Genomic DNA, 20331 nt, shown 5'->3' with positions numbered 1-20331 from the left:
TCTCGTCCTTAAACCGGCATCTGCATGATGTCTTGGTACGCCTGAACCAGCTTGTTGCGCACCTGGGTCAACGCCTGGAAGGACACACTGGCCTTCTGCGAGGAGATCATCACGTCAGTCAGGTCGACACCGCTCTTGCCGATCTCGAAGGCGCTGGCCAGCTGGCTGGACGCCTGCTGAGTGTCGTTGACCTTGTTCACCGCCTGCCCAAGCATGTCGGAAAAACTGCTGCCGCTCACCTGCGGCACCGCGGCCGATTTTGGCTGGGCCATGGCGTCCATTTGCATGGCCCGCATGTCCAACATCAACCGATTAAATTCAATACCTTGGCTCATGGTCTACTCTCTCCGACGACCCGCAATTTTTTGACACTCACGCAGCGGTTAGTGAGGTGTTAGCAACAAGGGTGCCAGCTCCGCGGAGACACCGAACAAAAGCCTGCACGGCTTCAGCCTTAAACGACTCATGTTGCAAACAGATACGCCTCGACATCCATTCCGGCATCGCGCATTTGCGCCAACTTGTAGCGCAAGGTTCGCGGGCTGATACCCAGGCGCTCGGCCGCTTCCTTGCGCCGGCCGCGCTCGGCCCGCAAGGTGTCGATGATCATCTGGAATTCCCGACGCCGCAGATCGTCGCCCAAGGCCCCCGCCGACTCGGCGGGCGGCACTTCGGCCTCCACCGGCGCACTGCGCGCCGCCGCTACCACGGCTGGGGCCACGGCCGGCAAGGGCGCACAGGCCAGCGGTCCGCCGAGGCAGAAATCTTCCGGCTGGATCAGGCCGCCCTGCTGCAAAATCAGCGCACGCTGGATGGCGTTATCCAGTTCACGCACATTGCCCGGCCACGGATAACCGAGCAGGCATGCCTGCGCTTCGGCGGATAATCGGGCGGCCGCGTGTTTCATTTTATTGACGTGCTTGGCCAACAGACGCTCGGCCAGCGGCAGGATATCGGCGGTGCGCTCGCGCAGCGGACGCCAGGCCAGCGGGAATACCGACAGCCGATAGTAAAGATCCTCCCGGAACCGCCCCGCCGCCACTTCGCCGGCCAGGTCGCGGTTGGTGGTCGCCACCACCCGGATATCCAGGGCAATGGGCTTGCGCGCCCCGACCCGCTCGACTTCGCGCTCCTGCAGCACCCGCAGCAGCTTGGCCTGCAAAGCCAGGGGCATTTCGGAGATCTCGTCCAGCAGCAGGGTGCCGCCATCGGCCTGTTCGAACTTGCCAGGCTGAGCGGCGATGGCGCCGGTAAAGGCACCCTTCTCGTGACCGAACAGTGTGGCCTCGAGCATGTTGTCCGGAATCGCTGCGCAGTTGATGGCGATAAAGGGCTGGCTGGAGCGATGGGACTGCTGGTGGATGTAGCGCGCCAGCACCTCTTTGCCGGTGCCGGACTCGCCCGAGATCAGTACCGTGGAATCACTGCGAGCGACCCGCGCTGCCAGCTCGAGCAACTGCGCACTGGCCGGCTCGAATGCCACCGGCCCTTCACCCTCGGCCGCCCCCAGGCAACCCAGGGCATGTCGCGCCACCAGATCCAGCAGGGCCCTGGGCTCGAAGGGCTTGACCAGATAGTCGGCGGCGCCTTGACGCATAGCCTCAACCGCCCGCTCGACCGCGCCATGGGCGGTCATCAGCAAGACTGGCAATTGCGGTTGGCGCGCACGCAGCAGGCCCAGCAACTGATGGCCATCCATGCCCGGCATGTTGACGTCGCTGACCACCAGGCTGAACGACTCGCCAGACGCCGCCTCCAGCGCTTCTTCCGCGCTGCCGACCGCCTTGTAGTCATGACCGGCCAACAGCAGCGTATCCGCCAGGGCCTCGCGCAAGGCGCGATCGTCTTCAACCAGTAGAACCTTGATTGCCATTACCTTCACTCCACTCCTTGAGCGCCGCAGAACAGTGGCAGAACCACCAGCGCACATGTGCCGCGCCCAGGACGCGAGCGCAGCAGCAATTCTCCCTGATGGGCACGCGCCACCGCCTTGACGACTGTCAGGCCCAGGCCGGTTCCCGTGGTCTTGGTGGTGAAAAACGGTTCACCCAGGCGCTCCAGCACAGCAGCGTCGATACCACTGCCGCTATCGCTGACGCACAGCCGTAGGCTGCTGCCACGGGTATAAAGATGGACTTTCAGGCGCACCTGGCCGGCACTCGCCTGGATCGCGTTCTCGATCAGGTTGAGCACCGCCCCCACCAGCGTGTCGCGGTTGCACAGCAACTCGCCGGCATGGCTGTCGCACTGCCAGCGCACGGGCACGTCCTGCACATGGGTCAGGGCCGCTGCCTGCAGCGATTGCAGCAGCGCCTTGGGCGTCACGCGATCGGTCAGCGGCAGTTCGCCCCGGGCGAACACCAGCATGTCGCGGACCTGATGCTCCAGCTCATGCAACCGCTCCTTCAGCCGCCCGGCAAAGCGCTGCTGGGTGGCGACGGGCAGTTCTTGCTCGGTCAAGTGACTGGCGTACAACAGCGCGGCGGACAATGGCGTACGAATCTGATGCGCCAGGGACGCCACCATGCGCCCAAGGGACGACAGGCGCTCATGACGGGCCAGCTGATCTTGCAGGTGACGGGTTTCAGTCAGGTCATTGAGCAGCACCAGCTGGCCTGGCTCAGCATCCAGAGAACGAGTGGCGATCGACAATCGCCGCCCGTCCTTCAGGGAAATTTCATGGCCGTCGTCTTCTCGTGGCGCGAAGCAGCGGGCGATCACATGCCGCCATAGCTCGCCCTCGAGAGGCAGGCCCAGCAGGTCGCAGGCAGCAGGATTGGCTTCACGGACAATGCCCTGGGCATCGATGACGATGACGCCGCCAGGCAGCAGATCGAGGAGGTTTTGCAGACGGTTGGCCAGACGCTCTTTTTCCGCCAGCTCCTGCATGCGCTGGGCGCTGACCACGGCCAGCTCGCCCTTGAGCTCGGTCACCCTAGCCTCAAGCATGCTGTAGGAGTCGGTAAGCTGGCTCGACATCTGGTTGAACAAGGCGAACGCCTGCTCAAGGCCAAGCCGGCTTGCCTGCTCTACGGACGACGATTGCCCCTGGGTTTCAGGAACAGGAGACATCTGGGCGGCTTGGGGCATCGTGCTCTCTCGCGTGGCTGACCGTCAGTTAAACGGAACGTTGAGAGAGACTTAGCAATACCCGTGCCGAAAAAAAACCGCCCGGTTTTCAACAGGTTAAAAAACAGGCGTCAATCATCCGCCTGTTCATCACCCTCGCGACGGCTCATGCCGTACTTGCGCATTTTTTCCACCAGCGTGGTGCGGCGGATACGCAGGCGCTCCGCGGCCCGCGCGACAATGCCGTTGGCATCGTCGAGCGCCTGCTGGATCAGGCCCTGCTCCAGACCACCGAGGTAGTCCTTCAGGTCCAGGCCTTCCGGCGGCAGCATGGCGGTGGCGGCGAAGTCCGGCGTGTGGCCATTGATCGCCACCCGCTCTTCCAGGTCGCTGCGCAGGCTGTCCACCAGTTGCTCGTCTTCGTCGTCGACATAGCGGAACTTCTTCGGCAACTCGACCACGCCGATAACGCCGTAGGGGTGCATGATCGCCATGCGCTCCACCAGGTTGGCCAGCTCGCGGACGTTGCCCGGCCAGCCGTGGCGACAGAGCGACATGATCGCCGCGGAGTTGAAGCGAATCGAACCACGCTTCTCGTGCTCCATGCGCGAGATCAGCTCGTTCATCAGCAGCGGAATGTCCTCCACGCGCTCACGCAGCGGCGCCATCTCGATCGGGAACACGTTCAGGCGGTAGTACAGATCTTCGCGGAAACTGCCGACCTCGATCATGCTCTCGAGATTCTTGTGAGTCGCCGCGATGATCCGCACGTCGACGCTCTGGGTCTTGTTGCTACCCACGCGCTCGAAGGTACGCTCCTGCAACACGCGCAACAGCTTGACCTGCATCGGCAGCGGCATGTCACCGATTTCGTCGAGGAACAGGGTGCCGCCGTTGGCCAGCTCGAAACGCCCGGCACGGCTGGTGATAGCTCCGGTGAAGGCGCCCTTCTCATGGCCAAACAGTTCGCTCTCAAGCAACTCGGCCGGAATCGCGCCACAGTTGACGGGCACGAACGGCGCTTCGCGACGCTTGGAGTGATAGTGCAGGTTACGCGCAACCACTTCCTTGCCAGTCCCGGACTCGCCGAGGATCAGCACGCTGGCGTCGGTATCGGCCACTTGCTGCATCATCTGCCGCACATGCTGGATCGCCCGGCTGGTGCCGACCAGACTGCGAAAGAGGTTGGGCTCGCGATGGCGACCGCGCTCGCGGGCCTGATCGTACATCTCACGATAGACCTGGGCACGGTGCAGAGAATCGAGCAACTTGCTGTAGCTGGGTGGCATTTCCAGGGTGGAAAGCACTCGACGACGCTGGTCTTCCGGCAAGTCAATGGAAGAATTATCGCCCATTAACAAAACTGGAAGGAACTCATCCCAGGTTGAGAGTGTCTTTAACAGGCCCAAAAGTGCACCAGGAGCATTTACAGTCCCGATGAGGACACAGATTACTTCACGACTTGATGACAATGAGCCGACAGCCTGCTGCCAGTCATGGCTACCGCAGGGTAAATTTTCTTCGCCAAGAAAATTTAAAATCACCGCCAGGTCGCGGCGGCGGACGCTATCGTCATCAATCAGCAGAATTTTGGTTTCACGCCACATGCAATAGCAACTTCCCTAGTCAACTCAATGCCCGGAATCAGGGCAAGCTAGACGCTTGTAGGCATTTTGAGCCTGGTAGACGTCTGAAATCTGAAAACAGCCACTAGTTAAGTCAAAAAAGCGTGCACAGTCAAATTTATGGCGCACTGGATTCGGATTAACTTAGGGGTTAATTAACCGAACAGATGGTAAACCTTTGCTGCGTTCTGTGCTTGATGGATCTGCGACATCTCGTCGACTATCGCCTGACGCTCCCCTGTCGTCACTTCCAGAAGCTGCCGATAAACCCCAAGCAGCTCCTGCAGATTCTCGCGCAACGCGGCTTCATCTTCCGGAGTTTCACTCAAGATGTCTTCCATGCAGGAACGGCAGGCCAGATCCAACTGACCGATCGCTTCCCAGTTACGCTCGGCCAGGGCGGCGACCAGTGCTTCACGGGTTTCTTCGATGCGCTGCAATACAAGACTCATGGTGATCTCCTTAGAACTGCGGACCCGGCGCAGCGATGGCGTCCCAGCCTTCCTTGACGGTGCGCAGCAGATCGGCGACCTCGTCGAGAATCTTTGGATCGGTCTTGATGTTCGCCTCGGTGAGGCGCGTCATCATGTAGGTGTACAAGCTGTCTAGATCACCCAGGGTGTCAGGTGACTTTTCCAGATCGAGCCCTTCACGCAAGCCGCCGATAATGCCGATGGCCTTGCTGATGAATATACCTTTGTTGGGAATATCCTTGCGCTCCATCGCCCCCTTGGCCTGGGCGATACGATCCAGGCCGCCTTCCATCAGCATCTGCACCAGACGATGGGGGCTGGCTTCGGAAGTCTGCGCCTGGGCACCAATCTTCTGGTATTGCCGAAGGGCTAACATCGGATTCATGTTCTACCTCATCAAAACTCAAGGGTTCGTATAACCAGCGTATCGACCTGGCGTCAAAAAACTTTAGATCAAAAGCCAAAAGCCCGGGACGTCATGAACGTTGCCGGGCTTTTGTCGCCTTGTATCAATCAGCCTTTCTGTTGCGCGGTCAACGCCTCGAACATCGAGGTGATGTTGCTGGCGGTGGCTTTCAACTTGCCCACCAGGGTGTCCATGTCGTTGTACTTCTTGGTCAGTACTGCCGTCAGGGTCTCGATACGGCGGTCCAGGGCAGCCTGATCCGAAGCCAGCTTGGTCTTGGTCTTGTTCAGCGCAGTGGTGCGCTGATCGAGAACGCCGCCAGTCTGGGCAAAAGGCGCGATGGCCTTGTCCATGCGGTCCAGCAGGCCGTTTTCACCAGTGAACAGGGTCTGCACCTCGCCACCGAGCTTTTTGTCGTTCATCGCCGCAGTGAACTTGGTGGAGTCGAAGTCCAGGGCACCGGTCTTCTGGTTGGTGGTAATCCCCAACTGCGCCAGAACGGTCAGCTTGTCGCCGGACCCGACTTCCGACAGCGGCGCACGAATGGCCGCCAGGATCGAGCGTGGCAACGAGTCGCCAGTCAACTGGGCCGGGATGGTCGGCTTGCCGTCGTCATCCAGGGACGGCTTGGTCAGCGCGGTAACACTGTTGGCCACTGCGTTGTAAGCATCGACGAACTTCTGGATCGAAGCCTTCAAGCCATCGGTGTTGGCCGCGACGGTAATGGTCGAGGTACCTGGAGCGACCAGGTTGAAGGTCATCCCGGAAACCGCCTTGTCCACCGAGTTGCTCTTGCTGGTCAGCGCCATGCCGTCGACGGTGAACTTGGCATCCACTGCCAGGGCACCAATGGAACCGGCAGAGGTCGCAGTCATCGGCGAACCGGGAGCACCAACGACAGTACTGCCGTCGATTTCCAGGCCAGCAATACCGCTAAGGGAAATATCGGAGCCCGCACCGGTAGTAGTCGAGCCCACCACCAGACGCGATCCAAAGGAGTCGGTCACGATGTTCGCGCTGATACCCGCGCTTTTGAGCGATGCGTCGGCGTTGATCGAGTCACGCACCGACTGCAGGGTAGCGCCGGCTTTTACATCGAGGTTGTAGTTAGTGCCATTTTGACTGATTTTCAGGGTACCAGTCGGAATAGCACTTGTAGTACCGCCAGCGAAGGCAGCACTGGTGACTTTCGAGGAAGTCGCAAGATTCTGCACAGCGACAACATAGTTGCCATTGACCGCGGTATTGCCAGCGACCGCTGTTACATACTTGTTGTCGGAAGTAGTGGCGGCATAGCCGGGAAACTGCGGGTTGGTTTTGCTGCTGAGTTCGGTAATGGTGGTCCGAAAGGTCGACAACAAGGACTTCAAGGTGCCAATGCCGGAGATGCTTGCGGTGTTGTTCGCAGTTCCCCGGTCGATCTGACCTTGCTTGGCCGCTTTGTCAGCGTTCACCAAGGCTTTGACGATAGCACCGGTATCGAGGCCGGAGCCTAGACCGGTACCCGGTAGAATTGGACTTGCCATGGAGATCTCCCTTCAGTGTGTCGCCGGTCTTTTGACCATTACAACGTCCAAAAGAACATAGCAACAATTTTCATGCCAGCTGTCAGACTTTAGCGCTGAACAACAAGCTGCTCGCATCATTCAAACTATTGGCCAACTTCAGGACTTCTTCGTTGGGGATCTGACGAATCACCTCACCGGAGTCACTGGCAATGACCTTGACGACAACCTTGCCAGAAGGCTCGTCGATAGAAAATTCCAGGTTACGTTTGACCGATTGCACAAACTCTTCAATTTCCTTAATGGCCATTTTCAGTTTGTCCTGCTCGGTTTGCGCACTCTTACTCTCTTCCTTGACAGTCGGCAGCGCCACAACGTCCGCTCGAGGCTTCTCCACAGGCTTGTCAGCAACAGGCGTTGCCGGCTTGGCCGCAGGATAAGACAAGTTCAGCTTCATGCTCATATCCATGTCCATCACCTCTTAAAGTAAAAAGCGAGAGAGCACGACCAGCGCACTCCCCCGCCAAAGCTTAGTCAGCTATTACTGAAGCAGTTTCAGTACAGCGGACGGCAGTTGGTTGGCCTGTGCCAGAACTGCGGTGGAAGCTTGTTGCAGAGTTTGTTGCTTGGTCAGCTGTGCAGTTTCAGCAGCGAAGTCGGTATCTTGTACGCGACCCAGTGCAGCACTGGCGTTTTCGTTGATGTTCTGCAGGTTGGAAATGGTGCTGGTCAGGCGGTTTTGTGCAGCACCGAGGTCAGCACGGCTGGAGTTGATGGTTGCCAGAGCCTTGTCGATCGCGTCGATCGAAGCCTTGGAGCTGGCTTCGGCGGTGGTGCTGTTGTTACCGGTAATGGCGATAGCACCGGAGTTAACACCCAGGGTGGTAGCGTCGAAGCCGCTGGCCAGAGTGATGGTGATCTGGTTGGTAGCACCGGTGTTGGAACCGACCTGGAAGGTCATGGTGCCAGCAGTACCGTCGATCAGGTTCTTGCCGTTCAGGTTGGTCGACTTGGCGATACGAGTCAGCTCGTCCGACATCGAAGCGAATTCTTTGTTCAGTGCAACACGGTCAGCAGTACCGTTGGAGTCGTTTCGTGCTTGAACGGCCAGTTCACGCATACGTTGCAGGATGTTGGTGGATTCCTGCATCGCGCCTTCAGCGGTCTGAGCGATGGAGATACCGTCGTTGGCGTTTTTGATCGCCATGGTCTGACCGCGGATCTGCGAAGTCATACGGGTAGCGATTTGCAGGCCGGCGGCGTCGTCTTTTGCGCTGTTGATTTTCAGGCCGGAAGACAGGCGAGTCATCGAAGTCGACAGAGCGTCGGAAGCACGGTTCAGGTTCTTCTGAACGTTCAACGATGTGACGTTAGTGTTTACTGTTAAAGCCATGACGAATTCCTCGTTGGTTGGGTACTGCGGCTTCCGGCCCTGGCAACCGCCGGGTATGGCCTAGAGAACCTTCGTAATAGTTATCGTCGGCAATGCAAGTTGCTTTAGGGGATTTTCAAAAAATTTTGCCATCAGCGTGCCACCCCTCGTAAATCAAGGGCTCGGCGTTCTTAAGCCGTGGAAAAATGACGCCAGAAAAATGCCGGAGAGGGCCCGAGCGAGGAGGTCGCCCGGGCAGGCAGGAAATATTTCAGTCCGTCGAGAGGGAACACAGCACTTCAACACATTCGTATTGCAGGTAGTCGGCCAGGGCCAGCCAGTTTTGTTCTTGCTGGCATTCGAACATCAGGCCAAGCAACGCCCCCCAGTCCTGGCGCTGCTCTTGCGACGCGCTATCGATCACCGGCTGGATCGCCCCCATCAACTGGACCATGGTCATGGCCGCCTCAACATCACGCCCCAGGCGAAAGCCCTGGGCGCATTGCTGCAAGCGGGCGATCAACCCTTCGATTTCGCTCATTGGCTGAACTCCGGATGATAGGTCGTCCCGGCGATCATCGCCCCGTCCCGACTGCTGTTATAGAAGCGCACCCGCGGATGACCGGCGATAAAGCGCTCCAGCTCGCACAGGTAACTGCGGAAATTGAGCTGGGTCCTGACCCGCTGGCCATGCCCATCCAGCACCCAGTGCCTAGCCGCGCCCAGCTGCGGCCCCAGCTCACCGTCGAGCCAGCCGGCATGCGTTTTGTTCATCGGGAAGGCAAAGTCGGCACCGAACAGGGTGACCTGCTCGGCGCCCATTTTCACAGCCAGGTCCACCGCCGGATGAATCACGCTGCCACCGACATACAGCTGTGCCTTGGGCAGTTGCTCGCGCATCCGCGCATAAATCGGGCTGGCGGAATACCCGACATAACGCGGCCCCTGCCAGAGCGCCAGAATCTGCGGATCGACCATCGGCAGATAAACCAGGGTGATGGCTGCCGATTTTTCTGGCGGCAGGTGCAGGCCGGAAATCCGGTGATCGATGCTGACCACAATGTCCGGCTCGATCCCCTGTTTGAGCAGCGGCCGGTAGGCGGTATCGACACAGATAAACAGAGGACGCCGGGCTTGGGCGCGAATCTCGCGCAGGCGCTCGAAATGCCGTTCCAGGCTCGGCCCGGTGGCAATCACGAAGACCTCGCGCCCCGGCTGGGTGCCGAACAACTGGGCCACGTCACTGTCACTGGCTACCAGTTCGGCACTCGATTGCAGGCGCAGGGTGACCTCCGGGGAATCGGCCACGAAATCACGGTTATTGAAGGCCAGGTGTACCTCACTGACCAGGCGATCGCGGATCTTGGCGTTGTAGTCATCCGCCAGCACCAGCTCGGAGGGCAAGGCAAAGAACGGCAACTGGATTTCCGCCAGATCGCCGGCATACCCCAGTTCGACTCGAGGATCGTTCAACCAGGCCTGCTGATCGAGCAATTGCAGTACCAGCGCAAATACGGCGCCGTTCAGGATGTGCACCTGCAAACGTTGCAGCGCCGGGTTTTCCAGCAGTATCTGCTGCAAGTCGCCCAAGCCGGTGCCGTACAGATGGATCACCGGGCTGTCGGCCGGCAGGCTCGCCGCCTGGGTTCGTGCTTCCGCCGTGCGATCGTGGCGGCTGGTGAGCTGAATGCCGGAAATACTCAAGGTCGAACCCAGGCCTTCGACCAGATCCGCCTGCAACCCGGCACTGTCTTCCGCCAGCAACCGTTCAAGCAGTCGTGGCCAGCGAGCCTGTATTGCCTGGGCATTGCCCTCGAAGCTTTCGCTCATGCTGTCTCGCCTATCTTCATGCAAAAAAATAGCGCTCAGGGTACACCCTGGGCGCTATTTTTGGATGCCGCGGGATCAACTCATGGGCGATAGATAATCGCCGAGCCCCAGGACAGCCCCACACCGAAGCCACTCAGGGCCACACGTTGCCACTTCGATTCGAGCACGTGCTTTTCCAGCAGCAGCGGAATGCTCGACGACACGGTGTTACCGGTCTCGACCATGTCCTTGATGAACTTTTCCGGCTCGCCTTCGAAACGGCGCGCCACGGCGTCGACGATCGCCGCACTGCCCTGGTGGATACAGAACGCATCGATCTGCTCCTCCTTCAGGCCCGACTCATCCAGCAACTCGTTCAAGTGCGCCGGGACTTTCAGCAAGGCAAAGTTGAACACCTGACGGCCATTCATGAAAAACACGCCATCGGTGACTTTCAGGTGCGGAGCGCCGGAACCGTCGGTGCCGAACTTGGCCTTGCCCAGCTGCCAGGGAGCGTCTTCGCCCATCCAGGTCGCGGTCGCCGCATCGCCGAACAGCATGGTGGTGTTGCGGTCTTCCGGATCGACGATCTTCGAGTAAGGGTCGGCGGTGACCAGCAGGCCGTTCTTCAGGCCCGCGGCTTCCATGAAGCCCTTGAGCGCGTAGATGCCGTAGACATAACCGGAGCAGCCCAGGGAAATATCGAAGGCCGCGACGTGAGTCGGCAGGCCCAGCTTGTCCTGGACGATAGCGGCGGTGTGCGGCAGTCCTTCTTCGTCGCCGTTCTGGGTGACGACGATCAGCGCGTCGATCGACTCGCGCGACAGTTGCGGGTTGTTGGCGAACAGCGCATTGACTGCTTCGACACACAGGTCCGAGGTTTCCTGCGTGGCGTCTTTGCGCGGCAGGAAGGCCGAACCGATCTTGCCCAGGATGAACTCTTCATCCTTCTCGAATTTTGCACCTTGTGCGTAATTGTCTACGCCGGCTACAGGCACGTAGCTCGCAATGCTCTTTATGCCAATCATTACGGCTTCCCAATAATAAACAGCTGAATACCCCGACCACCGGGACCGGGGCTGCCGACAAACAGACATCCTGGCGCCCCTGACGGGCGACAGCGGGAAGAATAGAAGGCTATCACTGCACCGTTTACCGGCCAGGCGCCATCTCCCCGGTCAATACAATACAGTGAAGATGCGCGTTATGACTCGCAGGTCACGCTATTTTGCCGAATCAGCCATACAAACGGCTATTCGACAAATGCCCAATCCAGTGCGGTGCCGCGCTTGAGGGCCTGGCGCGCGCAACGCCCGAGGACTGCGTCGATGTGCTTGGGGGCCAGCCCCAGGCCCGGACGAATGGCCCTGACGTTATCGCTGCTGAACACCTCCCCCGCCGCCATATCGCGGGTGACATAGAGGGAACGGCGGTACAACACCGATTGCCGCTCGGCCTCGGTCGCGCCGTAACGCACCTGGCCCAGAGCCTGCCAGGCACGTTCGGTTTCCACCACCAGGCTGTGCAGCTCCGCCGGCTCCAGGGAAAAACTCGCATCCACCCCGCCGGCGGCGCGGTCGAGGGTGAAGTGTTTCTCCACCACCGTGGCGCCCAGCGCCACGGCGGCCACCGAAACCCCGACGCCCATGGAGTGATCGGACAAACCGACCTCGCAGCCGAACAGCTCGCGCAAATGCGGGATGGTCAGGATGTTGCTGTTCTCCGGCGAAGCCGGGTAGGTGCTGGTGCACTTGAGCAGCACCAGGTCCTTGCAACCCGCCTCCCGGGCGGCGCGCACGCTTTCGTCCAGCTCGGCGATGCTGGCCATGCCGGTGGAAATGATCAGCGGCTTGCCGGTGGCCGCGACCCGGCGAATCAGCGGCAGGTCGGTGTTTTCGAAACTGGCGATCTTGTAGGCCGGCACGTCGAGGCTTTCGAGGAAGTCCACCGCGCTCTCATCGAACGGCGTGGAGAACGCCAGCATCCCCAGCTCCCTGGCGCGGGCGAAGATCGACGCGTGCCACTGCCAGGGTGTGTGGGCCTTTTCATACAGGGCATACAGCGAGGAACCGGCCCAGAGACTGGCCGGATCCTTGATGAAGAATTCGCCATGCTCCAGGTCCAGGGTCATGGTGTCGGCGGTATAGGTCTGCAACTTCAGGGCATGGGCGCCGGCCTTGGCCGCGGCCTCGACGATCTGCAGGGCAACGTCCAGCGACTGGTTATGGTTGCCGCTCATCTCGGCAATGATGAACGGCGGCGAGCCGGCGCCAATCGAGCGCGAGCCGATCTTGAAGCTAGTCATTGGGGTTTTCCTTCGATTCACGCGTAAATTCGCCGGTGGCCAGGTCATCCCCGGCGCGACGCAATGGATTGCGGGTCATCTCGAACAGGGCCGCCGCCACCCGCGATGCGCCCTGCCCGTCGACCAATTGCCGGGAGCGTTGCGCCAGGCTCTGGCGCTGCGGGTAATCGCCGACAAGCGCCGCGACCGCCTGACGGATCTGCTCGACGCTCACCTGCTCGCTGGGCCCCAGGTAGACATGCATGCCTGCCTCGGCCAACAGCCGGGCATTGGCCTCTTGATTGCCAGCGACGCTGATGCACAGGGTCGGCAGGCCCAGGGCGGCGCGCTCCCAGCTGGTGCCGCCGCCGGCACCGATAAACAGGTCGGCCTCGGCCATCAAGCGGGAAAAGTCGCTGACATAGGCGTGCAAGCGCCAATGCCCGCGACCGGCCGCCAGTTCCTGCATCTGCGCCCAGGCCGGGTTAGCGGCCCCGGCGACAAAATCCACTTCCAGGCCGTCGAACGCACTCAAGGCCAGCATCGCCTGGTATGTCTGGCTGGCCGCATCGAAACCGCCGAAATTCACCAGCACCCGATTCGCTCGCTCGCGAATGGCGATCGGCGGGCAGCGGAACTCCTCGCGCAGCAAGGCGAAGTGCGGCCCCAACAGCGCCCGGCATTCAGCGTCGATCAGGCCGGCATAGGCCTGCGGTGTGCCGCTGAAATTCTGGTCGAGCAACAGGTCGACGGCATGCCGTCGGTTGGCCAGGTCATCGATGGCGGCAATCCGCGGTGCCCATTGCCGCGCCGCCTGCTGCCACTGCCAGTCGAGGCCGTAGTGATCGACCAGCACCCAGTCGAATCGCGGCTGATCCTGCAACGCAGCCTGCAAGGTGGCGATATCCGCCTGCCAGGGCAGCGGCGCCTCGATGTCCTGCGCGCATTCACCCGGATAACTCGCCGGCAGGGCGAACGTCTGGAAACCCAGCTCGGCCAGACGCTCCAACTGCTGCCCGGGCAAGCTTCGGCAAGCGAATGCCACTGTGGCGCCCTGCTCGCGCAACGCCCTGGCCAGGGTCAGGCAGCGGGCGATATGGCCGCTGCCAATGGCCGGCGAGGCATCGGCCCGGATCAGCACCCTCACTCCAGCTCTCCACCGGCTTTTAGCGCCGCGTACAGGTACTCCGCGCGCAGCCAGTCTTCCTCGGTGTCGATGTCCTGCACCAGATGGCGCGGCAGGATCACCGGCAGGCTGAGCGGGGAAAACACCAGGTCGCCGCGCAGCCAGGCCTCGCTGCGCCCCCAGTAGAACTGCCCGGCATCCTGATAGGCCGGCGGCAGGTCCTGGGAGCGCGTGTTGCGAAACTCCGGATAAAGTGAGGTCAGCGCGCCCTGCTCGTCGAGGGTCAGGGCCCGCTGCACCGGAAACGCGAAGCTGCACACGGAAAACGCGAAGGACTTCTCAGGATGAGCCTCCAGCGCCGCCAGGCCCTGGCGCAGGTAGCGCAGCTGCAGCAAGGGCGCGGTGGCATAGATGCAGCAGGTGTAATCGAAGGTCTCGCCACGCTCGCGCAACGTATTCAAGGCATGCACGATCACCGGCCCAGTGCCGGTGAAATCGTCCGCCAGCTCGGCCGGGCGCATGAACGGCACCGTGGCGCCGCTGGCCCTGGCCAGCTCGGCGATCTCCGGGTCGTCGGTACTGACCAGCACCTGATCGAACAACCCGGAGCGCAGCGCCGTCGCAATCGAGCGGGCAATCATCGGCACGCCGTCGAACGGCTTGAGGTTCTTGCGCGCGATGCGTTTGCTGCCGCCACGGGCGGGAATGATGGCGATGGCACTCAAGGCTGGGCGGGCTCCTGGATAAGCTGGCGCAATTGCTCGACCACATACACCTGCTGATCATCCTCCAGCGCCGGAAACAGCGGCAGGCTGATGGCCTCGGCGTAGTAGCGCTCGGCCTCGGGGAAATCCCCCGCGGCGAATCCCAGGTCGCGGTAATACGGCTGCAGATGCACCGGGATGTAATGCAGATTGACCCCGACCCCGGCCTCGCGCAATGCCTCGAATACCTCGCGATGGGAGCGGCGGATGCGTTCGGGTTGCAAGCGCACCACGTACAGATGCCATGCCGACTGCGCCTGCTCCTGAGCCTGCGGCAGGGTCAGCGGCAGATCGGCCAGCAGGTGGTCATAACGGGCCGCCAGCTGCCGGCGCCTGGCAATGAACGCGTCGAGCTTGTCCAGTTGGGACAAGCCCAGGGCCGCCTGCAGATCGGTGATGCGGTAATTGAAGCCCAGCTCGGTCTGCTGGTAGTACCAGGGTCCGTGGCTGGGCTCGGTCATCTGCGCCGGGTCGCGGGTCATGCCGTGGCTGCGCAAGCGCCGCAGGTGGTCCGCCAGTTGCGGGCTGTTGGTCAGGACCATGCCGCCCTCGGCGCTGGTGATGATCTTCACCGGATGAAAGCTGAACACCGTCATCGTCGCGAATTCGCCACAGCCCACCGGCCGCCCGGCATAGGAGGCACCCACCGCGTGGGAGGCATCCTCGATCAGCACGAAGCCATAACGCTGCGCCAGCTGCGCCATGGCGTGCATGTCGCAGCTTTGCCCGGAGAACGCCACCGCCACCACCACCTTGGGCAGGCGGCCCGTGCGTTCGGCGGCCTCCAGCTTGTGCGCCAGCGCCCGGGCATCCATGTTCCAGGTGTGCGGATCGATATCGACGAAATCCACCTCGGCGCCGCAATAACGGCCACAGTTGGCCGAGGCCAGGAAGGTATTGGGCGTGGTCCACAGCCGGTCTCCCGGTCCCAGCCCGGCGGCCAGGCAGGCAATGTGCAAGGCCGCCGTGGCGTTGCATACCGCCACCCCATGGCCGGCCTCGCAGCGGGCTGCCATGGCCTGTTCGAAGCGTTCGATGGTCGGCCCCTGGGTCAGCCAGTCGGACTGCAGCACCGCGACCACCGCATCGATGTCCGCCTGGTCGAGACTCTGGCGCCCGTAGGGAATCATGCCGACAGCCCGGCATGCAGCTCGGCGATCTGGCCCACCGAGAGAAAATGCGGATTGGTGTCGGAGCGGTATTCGAACTGCTCGTCCACCGGTCGCCCGCGCTCGCCCAGGCCGTCCACGGCGAAATCGACATTGACGTTGGTAAAGCGGATCGACGGCTGGATGGTGTAGTGATCGGCGAACTCCAGGGTCATGCGCGCGTCATCCAGCGGCACCATCAGCTCGTGGAGTTTTTCCCCCGGACGAATGCCCACCTGCTTGTGCGGCAGGTTTTGCGCCATGCCACGCGCCAGGTCGACGATCCGGATCGACGGGATCTTCGGCACGAAGACTTCACCGCCATGCATGCGCGAGAAGCTGTCGAGCACGAACTGCACCCCGTGATCCAGGGTGATCCAGAAACGGGTCATGCGTTCGTCGGTGATCGGCAGCTCGCGGGCGCCTTCGGCGATCAGCTTGCTGAAGAACGGCACCACCGAACCCCGGGAGCCGGCCACGTTGCCGTAGCGCACCACGGCAAAACGGGTCGGCTGGTCGCCGGCGATATTGTTCGCCGCGACGAACAGCTTGTCCGACAGCAGCTTGGTCGCGCCATACAGGTTGACCGGGCTGGCCGCCTTGTCGGTGGACAGCGCGACCACTTTCTTCACGCCATTGTCGATGGCCGCGGCGATAATGTTTTCCGCGCCGTTGACGTTGGTGCGGATGCACTCGGTGGGGTTGTATTCCGCGGCCGGCACCTGCTTCAGGGCCGCGGCGTGCACCACATAGTCGATCCCGCGCATGGCCTGGCGCAGGCGCTCGGCATCGCGCACGTCGCCAAGGAAATAACGCATGCAGGGCGCATTGAAGGTCTGCTGCATTTCGTACTGTTTCAGTTCATCGCGGGAGAACACCACCACCCGCTTGGGCTGGTATTGCTCCAGCAGACGCCGGATGAAATTGCGCCCGAACGAACCGGTGCCGCCGGAGATGAAAATCGATTTGCCGTTGAACATGCCTTGAGTCCTTTTTCCTGTCAGCCAGGCTTATGCGAGCAGCTGCGCCCAGTCGACACTGGCAGGAGCGCCAGGGGTGAAGCCCTTGCCGCTCCGGCTCAGGTTCTGGTTGTAGTCCACATCGTGCTCGAAGCGGGCCTGCCATTTGTCACGCAGCGCCGCCGCGGCCTGGGCATCGTCCGCCAGGGTGCCCGGATGGAGGATCTGCACCTGCGGGGTCCAGACCGTCAACAGCCCGGCATCGGCGACCTTCAGGCACAGGTCGACATCAGCGAATGCCTCGGCGAAATGTTCTTCGTCCAGGCCGCCGACGGCGTTGTAGACGTCCTTGCGAATCATCAGGCAGGCGCCGGAGACGGCCGAATAGTTCTGCTCGGCCAGCAAGCCGTTCAGGTAGCCACTGGCGCCTTTCGGCTCACCGGCGAATGCCGCGCCCAGATGCTCGTTCAGCCCGAGCACCAGGCCGGCCGAGGTGGTCCCACCCTTGGCGTCCACCAGGCGCGCGCCGACGATCCCCACTTCCGGCCGCTGCGCCTGATTGAGCAGGCTTTCCATCCAGTCGGCATTGACCACTTCGCCGTCGGCCGCCAGCAGCACCAGGTAGTCGCCGCGGGCCTCCTGGCTCGCCGCGTTGTACAGCGCCGCGCCGCTCAGGCGCTGCGGGCTGCGCAGCACGCGGATACGATCGCCCTTCTGTTCCAGGCTGGTGAGCCAGCTGGCCAGTTCTTCGGACTGGCTATGGTTGTCGCTGATGACCACTTCGTAACGCTGGTAGCGCGTGCGTTGCAGCACGCTGACCAGGCAAGGCTGCAACTGCTCCAGGTTGTCTTCGCTGCGCAGGATGATCGAGACCAGTGGACGTTCGCCATGACCGTAGTTGATCTGGTAGACGCCGGTTTGCGCCGAGCTGACCTGGGCCCGGTAGCCACGCTTGCCCAGATGACGGGTCAACACCTGGCTGTACTGGGTGTTCTCCTGCGCTGTCGGGGCCTGGCCGAGCAACAGCGGTTCGGCCAGGTGGGCCAGGCCCGCCAGCCCGCCGTCTTCGATCAGGCGCAGCAGCAGGTCGTATTCCATGGCTTGTGGAAAGGCCGTCGAATAGCCGCCGGCAGCCGCCAGCACATCCCGGCGAATCAGCCAGTGGCCGGCCATCATGTCCGGCACGCTTTGCAGCAGGTCGAGGTTGATACCCGGGCGGAACACATCCTTCAGCGCGCCATCGGCGCCGTAGTGGATTTCGTCCATGGCCACCGCGCGGCACCCTTGCGCGCCGAGCAGTTCCAGGCTCGCGCGCAGCAGGCCGCTGGCGGTGAAACGCTCGCCGGCACGGGCCAGGAGCAACCAGTCACGGGAGGATTGCGCCGCGACCTGGTTGATTCGTTCCACATAGTTGCTGGCGCTGACCTTGACGAAATGCACGGTGTCCTGGGCAGTGGTGGTCGCCGGCAGGTCGCCCGTGGTGAAGACCACCACCTGGAAGGACCGGCAATGGCCGTTGACCAGGCTGTCGAAGGTCGCCTGCAACTTGACCATGTCCGCGTCGAGGTCGAGCAGCAGGATGCCGAAGCTCGGCCCACCGTTGTGCCGGGCCAGGTGCTCGTTGATCGCCTTGAGCTGCTGCGCCTCGGGGTTGCGCGCCTCCAGCCACTTCAGCAGGCGACCCGAAGGCATGTTCTCCAGCAGCCCCGGGCCGTCCTGGAAAGGCACCGACGCCAGGCGCTCGGCCCAGGCCTGCAATTTGCGGGCATCGTTCTGTTCCTCGGAGTCCTGCTCCGTGGAAGCCTGCAGCGAGGCCGCCAGACGCCGGACCACCTCAAGGTTGAACAGGTTGCACGACAGCGCCTCCCACAAGCGGCTGCGCAGGGTGCGGTTGGTGTCGTTGGGTTGTACCTGCATCAGTTCCTGCTGCTTGAGCAGTACGCCTTCAAGCTCCTGGAGCTGCAGGCGGCCAGCCGGCATCGCATGCATGAGGAATTCGAACTCGGTCAACAGGTCGAACATCGGCTTGTTGTAGAACGGCATCTCGACGAACTGCTCCGGGCCGAACGAACGCACCGGCTCGGCCCCGGGCTCGACCCAGGCCGAACGGAAAATCATCTTGCCATTGAGCGAGCGCCCGGTGAGCAGGCACTCGGCCATGGCCCTGAAGCTGTCCAGGGCAAGCTGCTTGGCCTGTTGCGGCCCCTGGGCGCTCAAGCCGGTGGGCAACGACGCCAGGAACCCGGCGAACTCCTCGCGCTGGGCCACCGACTTGGCGTCGCCGTAGGTCAGCACCGTCAACACATCGGTGTTGTGCTCCGATGCGTTGTAGTTGACCTCCCGCACGGCGAACGGGATCGGCAGGATCCGTGCCTTGGCCGAGGCCAGCAGGAAGAAGGTATGGCCGATTTCCTGCCATTCGAAGCTGGTCCCCGGCGGCAGCAGGCTGTACCACTGTTGCAGCAGGTCGGTGCGGGTCACCGCGTAGAACGGCGGCAGGAAATGGCTCATGAACGCCATGACCCGCTCGCCGGCATCTTCCGAGGCGTAGTCCTCGATCACCCGGCAATCGCGCCGGTAGTAGTTCACCTCGGCGGCGCGGGCCAGGTACATCATCCCGTAGCCGTGGCACAGGCCGTAGTCGGGGTTGGCTTCGAGAAACTCCACCGACTCGGTCAGCGCGCCATGCAGCAGGAAGTCGTCGTCGGCGGCAAACACCATGTACGGCGTCGTCACCTGCCCGACACCGTAGGTCAGCTTGTCCTGCAGGCCCTTGTAGGTGTACTGCGGCAGATGCCGGTAGTCGACCTGGGGGAACTGCCCGGCCAGGCTTGCGTCGGCGTGCAGCGAAGAGTCCAGCACCAGGATCTTGCAGGGGTAGGTGCTGTAGTACTGCAAGGTGCGGCGCAAGAACGCCTTGCGATTGTGGGACATCACCACCAGCGTGAAACGCTCGCTCAACGGTGCACTAGTGTTTTGAGCCTTGTCTTGAACCTGCATCAGTGTTTCCCCACAACCGGCAAAGTGCTGTTACCTGCAAACCATTGAATTCAACGAACGCGACGCAGATAGCCATCCGGCGCCACGGTGATCAGCAGCTTGTTCTGCATCTGGTAGTCGATCTCGAAGTCGCGGTTCTCTTCCAGGTAGGCCCAGACCGCGGTTTTCGGGTTGTCGCCCGGGCCCCATGGACGGTCCGGGAAGAAGTCCGCCGGCATATCCTCGACCACGGTGTCCATCACCACGCAGTAGCTGTCCACCGACACCAGCGGCGCATACAGGCGCAGCTCTTCGAGCACGTGCTCGTGGGTGTGGTTGGAGTCCAGGACCAGGATGACTTTCTTGCCCGCGGCCGCGGCACGCACCTGCTCGGCAATCGCCGGATCGATGCTCGAGCCTTCGATCATCTTGATGCGCTTGCTCATCGGATGGCTTTCGATGGCTTCGCGGTTATGGGCGCGGATATCCAGGTCGATGCCCAGCACTTCGCCGTGGCCCTGCAGTTCGAGCAGCGAGGCGTAGTAGATGATCGAGCCGCCGTGGGCGATGCCGCATTCAATCACCAGGTCCGGCTTGACCCGCCAGATGATCTCCTGCATGGCCATCATGTCCTGGGGCAGCTGGATGATCGGGCGGCCCATCCAGGAGAAGTGATAGCTGTACTTGTGGCCGGCGGACTCGTTGAAGAAGTCGCGCGCCAGGCCCTTGAGTTTCTGGTCTTCGCCCTGGGCGCGGATCTGCGCCTGACACTCGGCTTCGAAGGCTTGGTTGATGCTGTTGTCGGTCATGGT

Annotated in this window: 18 protein-coding genes and 1 pseudogene; all 19 read right to left on the bottom strand. The window is 61.9% G+C overall.

Features of this window, described 5'->3' with window-relative positions:
- Positions 1–8 precede the first annotated feature (8 nt).
- The 19 genes and pseudogenes from fliE to DK261_RS24525 all read right to left on the bottom strand — a co-directional run bounded on the left by fliE (position 9) and on the right by DK261_RS24525 (position 20328).
- Positions 9–335: a flagellar hook-basal body complex protein FliE gene (gene fliE, locus DK261_RS24615; protein WP_007922633.1), complete on the bottom strand. Its 327-nt coding sequence runs from the start codon at positions 333–335 to the stop codon at positions 9–11.
- 128 nt (positions 336–463) lie between these two features.
- Positions 464–1873 (bottom strand): sigma-54-dependent response regulator transcription factor FleR, encoded by a 1410-nt coding sequence (gene fleR, locus DK261_RS24610; RefSeq protein ID WP_110176684.1) that lies wholly within the window; start codon positions 1871–1873, stop codon positions 464–466.
- 5 nt (positions 1874–1878) lie between these two features.
- A complete protein-coding gene (locus tag DK261_RS24605; RefSeq protein ID WP_016702256.1) occupies positions 1879–3090 on the bottom strand; it encodes a PAS domain-containing sensor histidine kinase in 1212 nt (403 codons plus the stop codon).
- A gap of 110 nt (positions 3091–3200) precedes the next feature.
- Entirely contained in the window at positions 3201–4676 is a 1476-nt protein-coding gene (locus tag DK261_RS24600) for a sigma-54 dependent transcriptional regulator (RefSeq protein WP_007922638.1), read from the bottom strand.
- A gap of 173 nt (positions 4677–4849) precedes the next feature.
- Positions 4850–5146, bottom strand: a complete 297-nt coding sequence (gene fliT / locus DK261_RS24595; RefSeq protein WP_009047698.1) for a flagellar protein FliT — start codon at positions 5144–5146, stop codon at positions 4850–4852.
- Positions 5147–5156: 10 nt separating this feature from the next.
- The gene (fliS, locus tag DK261_RS24590; RefSeq protein ID WP_016702257.1) at positions 5157–5552 is read right to left on the bottom strand and encodes a flagellar export chaperone FliS; all 396 of its coding nucleotides are present in this window, start codon (positions 5550–5552) and stop codon (positions 5157–5159) included.
- Positions 5553–5680: 128 nt separating this feature from the next.
- Positions 5681–7099 carry a flagellar filament capping protein FliD gene (gene fliD, locus DK261_RS24585; RefSeq protein ID WP_009047696.1) on the bottom strand — a complete coding sequence of 473 codons (1419 nt, stop codon included), beginning with the start codon at positions 7097–7099 and terminating at the stop codon, positions 5681–5683.
- A gap of 82 nt (positions 7100–7181) precedes the next feature.
- Complete coding sequence (locus DK261_RS24580; RefSeq protein ID WP_009047695.1) at positions 7182–7547, bottom strand: flagellar protein FlaG; 366 nt, start codon at positions 7545–7547, stop codon at positions 7182–7184.
- Between the two features lie 72 nt (positions 7548–7619).
- Complete coding sequence (locus DK261_RS24575; protein WP_009047694.1) at positions 7620–8471, bottom strand: flagellin domain-containing protein; 852 nt, start codon at positions 8469–8471, stop codon at positions 7620–7622.
- A gap of 250 nt (positions 8472–8721) precedes the next feature.
- The gene (locus DK261_RS24570; protein WP_009047693.1) at positions 8722–8991 is read right to left on the bottom strand and encodes a hypothetical protein; all 270 of its coding nucleotides are present in this window, start codon (positions 8989–8991) and stop codon (positions 8722–8724) included.
- Positions 8988–10280 (bottom strand): motility associated factor glycosyltransferase family protein, encoded by a 1293-nt coding sequence (locus DK261_RS24565; RefSeq protein ID WP_110176682.1) that lies wholly within the window; start codon positions 10278–10280, stop codon positions 8988–8990. The genes DK261_RS24570 and DK261_RS24565 overlap by 4 nt, the downstream gene beginning before the upstream one ends.
- 80 nt (positions 10281–10360) lie before the next feature.
- A complete protein-coding gene (locus DK261_RS24560; RefSeq protein WP_009047691.1) occupies positions 10361–11287 on the bottom strand; it encodes a ketoacyl-ACP synthase III in 927 nt (308 codons plus the stop codon).
- Between the two features lie 224 nt (positions 11288–11511).
- A complete protein-coding gene (gene pseI / locus DK261_RS24555; protein ID WP_038631008.1) occupies positions 11512–12564 on the bottom strand; it encodes a pseudaminic acid synthase in 1053 nt (350 codons plus the stop codon).
- A gap of 82 nt (positions 12565–12646) precedes the next feature.
- Positions 12647–13690 (bottom strand): annotated as a pseudogene (pseG, locus tag DK261_RS24550) (UDP-2,4-diacetamido-2,4,6-trideoxy-beta-L-altropyranose hydrolase); the annotation flags it as partial.
- Entirely contained in the window at positions 13687–14394 is a 708-nt protein-coding gene (pseF, locus tag DK261_RS24545) for a pseudaminic acid cytidylyltransferase (protein WP_009047688.1), read from the bottom strand. The gene pseF and the pseudogene pseG, both read right to left, overlap by 4 nt.
- The gene (pseC, locus tag DK261_RS24540) at positions 14391–15563 is read right to left on the bottom strand and encodes a UDP-4-amino-4,6-dideoxy-N-acetyl-beta-L-altrosamine transaminase (RefSeq protein ID WP_110176678.1); all 1173 of its coding nucleotides are present in this window, start codon (positions 15561–15563) and stop codon (positions 14391–14393) included. The genes pseF and pseC overlap by 4 nt, the downstream gene beginning before the upstream one ends.
- Positions 15560–16561, bottom strand: coding sequence for a UDP-N-acetylglucosamine 4,6-dehydratase (inverting) (pseB, locus tag DK261_RS24535; protein WP_009047686.1), 1002 nt, complete (start codon positions 16559–16561; stop codon positions 15560–15562). The genes pseC and pseB overlap by 4 nt, the downstream gene beginning before the upstream one ends.
- A gap of 30 nt (positions 16562–16591) precedes the next feature.
- On the bottom strand, positions 16592–19540 hold the full coding sequence (locus DK261_RS24530; protein WP_110176676.1) for a TIGR00180 family glycosyltransferase: 2949 nt from the start codon (positions 19538–19540) through the stop codon (positions 16592–16594).
- A 50-nt stretch (positions 19541–19590) separates the two neighbouring features.
- Positions 19591–20328 carry a cephalosporin hydroxylase family protein gene (locus DK261_RS24525; RefSeq protein WP_038631001.1) on the bottom strand — a complete coding sequence of 246 codons (738 nt, stop codon included), beginning with the start codon at positions 20326–20328 and terminating at the stop codon, positions 19591–19593.
- Positions 20329–20331 lie beyond the last annotated feature (3 nt).

The organism is Pseudomonas sp. RW409, assembly GCF_003184125.1.
Taxonomy (GTDB): Bacteria; Pseudomonadota; Gammaproteobacteria; order Pseudomonadales; family Pseudomonadaceae; genus Aquipseudomonas; species Aquipseudomonas chlororaphis_I.
Note: the sequence above shows the minus strand (reverse complement) of the source record. Positions and strands in the feature narration are given on the sequence as shown.

Coding starts and splice junctions, on each gene's coding strand:
- DK261_RS24580 (WP_009047695.1), bottom strand. CDS start 7,547: ATGGATATGAGCATGAAGCTGAACTTGTCTTATCCTGCGGCCAAGCCG.
- DK261_RS24605 (WP_016702256.1), bottom strand. CDS start 3,090: ATGCCCCAAGCCGCCCAGATGTCTCCTGTTCCTGAAACCCAGGGGCAA.
- DK261_RS24565 (WP_110176682.1), bottom strand. CDS start 10,280: ATGAGCGAAAGCTTCGAGGGCAATGCCCAGGCAATACAGGCTCGCTGG.
- DK261_RS24525 (WP_038631001.1), bottom strand. CDS start 20,328: ATGACCGACAACAGCATCAACCAAGCCTTCGAAGCCGAGTGTCAGGCG.
- fliE (WP_007922633.1), bottom strand. CDS start 335: ATGAGCCAAGGTATTGAATTTAATCGGTTGATGTTGGACATGCGGGCC.
- fliS (WP_016702257.1), bottom strand. CDS start 5,552: ATGAATCCGATGTTAGCCCTTCGGCAATACCAGAAGATTGGTGCCCAG.
- fleR (WP_110176684.1), bottom strand. CDS start 1,873: ATGGCAATCAAGGTTCTACTGGTTGAAGACGATCGCGCCTTGCGCGAG.
- DK261_RS24570 (WP_009047693.1), bottom strand. CDS start 8,991: ATGAGCGAAATCGAAGGGTTGATCGCCCGCTTGCAGCAATGCGCCCAG.
- pseC (WP_110176678.1), bottom strand. CDS start 15,563: ATGATTCCCTACGGGCGCCAGAGTCTCGACCAGGCGGACATCGATGCG.
- DK261_RS24575 (WP_009047694.1), bottom strand. CDS start 8,471: ATGGCTTTAACAGTAAACACTAACGTCACATCGTTGAACGTTCAGAAG.
- DK261_RS24600 (WP_007922638.1), bottom strand. CDS start 4,676: ATGTGGCGTGAAACCAAAATTCTGCTGATTGATGACGATAGCGTCCGC.
- DK261_RS24530 (WP_110176676.1), bottom strand. CDS start 19,540: ATGCAGGTTCAAGACAAGGCTCAAAACACTAGTGCACCGTTGAGCGAG.
- fliT (WP_009047698.1), bottom strand. CDS start 5,146: ATGAGTCTTGTATTGCAGCGCATCGAAGAAACCCGTGAAGCACTGGTC.
- pseB (WP_009047686.1), bottom strand. CDS start 16,561: ATGTTCAACGGCAAATCGATTTTCATCTCCGGCGGCACCGGTTCGTTC.
- pseI (WP_038631008.1), bottom strand. CDS start 12,564: ATGACTAGCTTCAAGATCGGCTCGCGCTCGATTGGCGCCGGCTCGCCG.
- DK261_RS24560 (WP_009047691.1), bottom strand. CDS start 11,287: ATGATTGGCATAAAGAGCATTGCGAGCTACGTGCCTGTAGCCGGCGTA.
- fliD (WP_009047696.1), bottom strand. CDS start 7,099: ATGGCAAGTCCAATTCTACCGGGTACCGGTCTAGGCTCCGGCCTCGAT.